The sequence below is a fragment of the Pantoea sp. GM01 genome (assembly GCF_000282675.1).
Taxonomy (GTDB): domain Bacteria; phylum Pseudomonadota; class Gammaproteobacteria; order Enterobacterales; family Enterobacteriaceae; genus Pantoea; species Pantoea nemavictus.
In genome coordinates, this window is record NZ_AKIU01000018.1 from 1 (window position 1) to 3,242 (window position 3,242).

Sequence of the window (3,242 nt, forward strand, 5' to 3'; positions counted from 1 at the left end):
TGGCTTGTTGCAGCGCCAGCCACAGCCGCGCTCCAGGATAAAGACCGAGGCCATAGCGCAGGGGTTCGCCCTGACGATGCCAGCGCTCCAGCAACAGCGCCTGCTGCTGCAAGGCTGCGAGCGAAGAGGCTTTCGCGACGTAGCTGTCCATCGGAATGGCATGCCAGCGTTGCAATCCATAGCCGGTGTGCTCAATCAGCTTGCGGTTGTTATTAGTTGAACAGGCCAGAGCCACGAGCGCACAAAACAGCAGCACCAGCATCACGCGACGCGCGGTTCTGCCGCCCTGAACCGGAACAATCATTGGCGTTAGTACGGCAAACAGCGGCTCGGCAAAGGTTGTCGCGGGTTGAGGTGCATGCATTTCAGGCGTAAACATCATCACCGCATGGCGTTGCAGATATCGCTGCCAGAGCGAACTCTCCGCACCTACGGCACTGCCACAGCGCAGGGAAACCGCCACAGGCGATACCGTCGGGCTGAGTCGATCAGCTTTTTGCAGTTCGTCGAGCAGTGTTTCACGTAAGAATTGCCAGGCGTGACGGATAACCGGGATGCAGAGGATGTTATTGCCCTGGCGCTGCCAGTCATCTAACGCTAGCTGATTGCCATCCGCATCCGTCAGCGTGGCTTCATCGTCACGTACCAGAATCCATGGCGTAGCAGGCCCGGAAAACTGGCATTGCAGCGTTAGCGGCAAAACTAATCCGGTCAGTTCGGTGACGGATCTCAGTTGCTGACGCAGGGATTTCAGTCGGGCGCGCAGCTCACCTTCATCCTGTTCCTCGTCGGCAATACAGCTGAACAGCACCGACAGACGGCCCGCCTGCAACGGCGAGTGATCCCAGATTTGCTCAACAGTACTGCGCAAGTCCTCAATCTTTGAGGCCCGATGCAAACTGCCCTGCGCGGTGACTTTGACCTTTTCATCGGCAAAAAAATCGTCCAGCCCGTTGCCATACACCAGCACAATCGGCCCTTCAGCAGAAGCCGCCAAAAGCGTTGAACTGGATGCCGAAGCGCTGGCGTAGCGTTTGTGCAGCGGCCACAGCACGGCAGCGGTTGCCAGCACCATTATCAGGGAAATCAGCCATTTCACCGGCAGCGTCAGCGCGATAAAACTCCACAGCAGCCATAGCAACGCGATGATGCACAGCGCCGTCGGTGCCAGCACGGATAAGATGAAACAGCGGCGCATCAGGAACGCAACTCCGGCAGTTGTGACGCCAGCAGTGCCTGTAACCACTCATGCCCCCCCCACCACGCCAGTAGCGTGACCGCCAGTGCGAATCCAGCCCAAAACCAGGCTGAACGGAACAGGCTGTAATGACGCAACCTGCGCTTGTGCACCACTAGTGAAACAGCGGGATCAAGCGGCGGTACGCGTGCGTTCAGTGCAACCAGCGCTTCTTCACGCTGTTTAGGATTGACGTTTGCCGCGCCGAACATGCCCTGGAAGCCCAGCGACAGCACGCGGTGATAGCAGGTGAGTACTGCCATCAACGGCGCGGGCTGACGCAATACTTCCGCAATGCGATCCCATAAGGCTTCACCAGCACGCAGCGAGCCAAAGAAGTGCGCCTGTAGCGGAACGGCGCGCCATTCGCGCTGTGCACCGGCGGTGTCATCATTGCTGCCGGTTTCACCTGGTTTACGGCTCAGCACCACTTCATCCAGCAATGCACACTGCGCATAGCTGATATGACCGATGCTTTCTTCGTCAACATTGGCGGCTTTCAGTGTTTCACGCACTTTTTCCACCTGCGCCAGACAGTTGCGATACAGCACTTTGCCATCCGGGATGACAGCCGCATGCTTCAGCATCGCCACCGTCAGCCAGGTTTCTGCCATCAGTTCGTCGATATCAATGTCATCTTTCATGAGCGCAGCACCGCGAAGAGTTCAAGCTCCAGTTCGCCCAGCAGCGCCGGGATGTAGAACAGGCAGACACCCTGGTCGAGCATTTCATGTGAGGCGGTGCACTCCATATCCAACGCGAAGTACTGGTTTTCCAGACGCACCGGCAGCGCCGCAGGAACGCGGTTGACGGCGATGAGTGGAATGCCGTCCAGCGCAATACTGGAAATGGCGTTGACGTTATCTGGCGACCCGGCTTTGCACAGCGTCGGGAAGCGTTCGGCAATCTGCCAGGCTGGCACATCGGAACGTACCGACAGATAGAAATCGGCATCTTCACGTAGGCGCATGTCATGCAGCGAGGCTTTCCACGTCTGTCCATCCGGGCGCGACATATCCAGCGCAATCACGCGCGACGGCAGGCTGGCTTCCAGCAGACCGGCAATCAGGTCAAACAGCGGCGGGAAGCTCTGTGCCGGATCTTCATGCTGATAACCTGGAATGGCGTCAACATCGTGATCCAGTGAGAACGTCATGATGCTGCCAGCAAGACGTGCCAGCTCAGCCCACACTTGTTCTGGGTGGCGCGCCGGGAACCGTTCAAACTCGGAAAGCACACGTGCATGAGAATTCAGCGCGTTAAGCAGCCAGAAAAGCGACACATCGGCCACGGCAAAATCGGCCAGACGTTCGTTGCTCTCACGACGCATCGCCATCAGACGCTGGCGACGTGAACGTAACTGGCGATTTAAGAGAACTAGACGTTCACGTAGAGCATGGCTGGAAGAGAACAGTGCCAGCGGCGGAATAAACGCCGGATCGATGCGCCAGCCGCCCTTCCCGTCGCTAATCAGACGGCACAGCGGGCAGGTTTCCCACGCATCGTTATTCTCATGCTGATAGCGCAGCGCAAGGTTGAAGCGCGCCACGGCAATCGACTCTTCTTCCGGCCCAAACGCGTCCTGCACGTTGACCCATTCCTGACGGTAACGCTGCGGGCGCTCAGGTGTGGCTTCAGTCTCACAAACGTTACCACCACCCGCCTGCATCAGCGGTAACGCCAGTAATACCGTGATGCTGTCTTTGCCTGAAATCGCATCTGAGCGCAGGTCACGCGGTGCAGGTGCAACATCACTTTGACGGGTATCGATTAACGTGCCGTCTGGCAACCAGAGGCGCAGTGTTTGAACCACTGCACGGCCTGATGCCAGCTGCGTTTCATCGAATTCAACCTGCTCAACGCCCCATGGGAATGGAGACGTCAGCGCAACAAGGCCAGCATTGGTAAACGCTTCCCATGCCGACTGCTGCTGGAACTGCTGAGGGGACAGCAATGCCCCCTCGTTCCACAGTGGACGATAAATTTTCATCCCTGAGTTCCGCCT

3 protein-coding genes are annotated in these 3,242 nt (G+C 57.9%); all 3 read right to left on the minus strand.

Features of this window, described 5'->3' with window-relative positions; translation table 11 throughout:
- The coding region (locus PMI17_RS04080) for a hypothetical protein (RefSeq protein WP_007886446.1) at window positions 1-1,198 on the minus strand (1,198 nt) is incomplete at its 3' end.
- Window positions 1,198-1,881: a type VI secretion system protein TssL, short form gene (tssL, locus tag PMI17_RS04085; RefSeq protein WP_007886447.1), complete on the minus strand. Its 684-nt coding sequence runs from the start codon at window positions 1,879-1,881 to the stop codon at window positions 1,198-1,200. The genes PMI17_RS04080 and tssL, both read right to left, overlap by 1 nt.
- Complete coding sequence (tssK, locus tag PMI17_RS04090) at window positions 1,878-3,227, minus strand: type VI secretion system baseplate subunit TssK (RefSeq protein ID WP_007886449.1); 1,350 nt, start codon at window positions 3,225-3,227, stop codon at window positions 1,878-1,880. The genes tssL and tssK overlap by 4 nt, the downstream gene beginning before the upstream one ends.
- Between the last annotated feature and the right edge of the window lie 15 nt (window positions 3,228-3,242).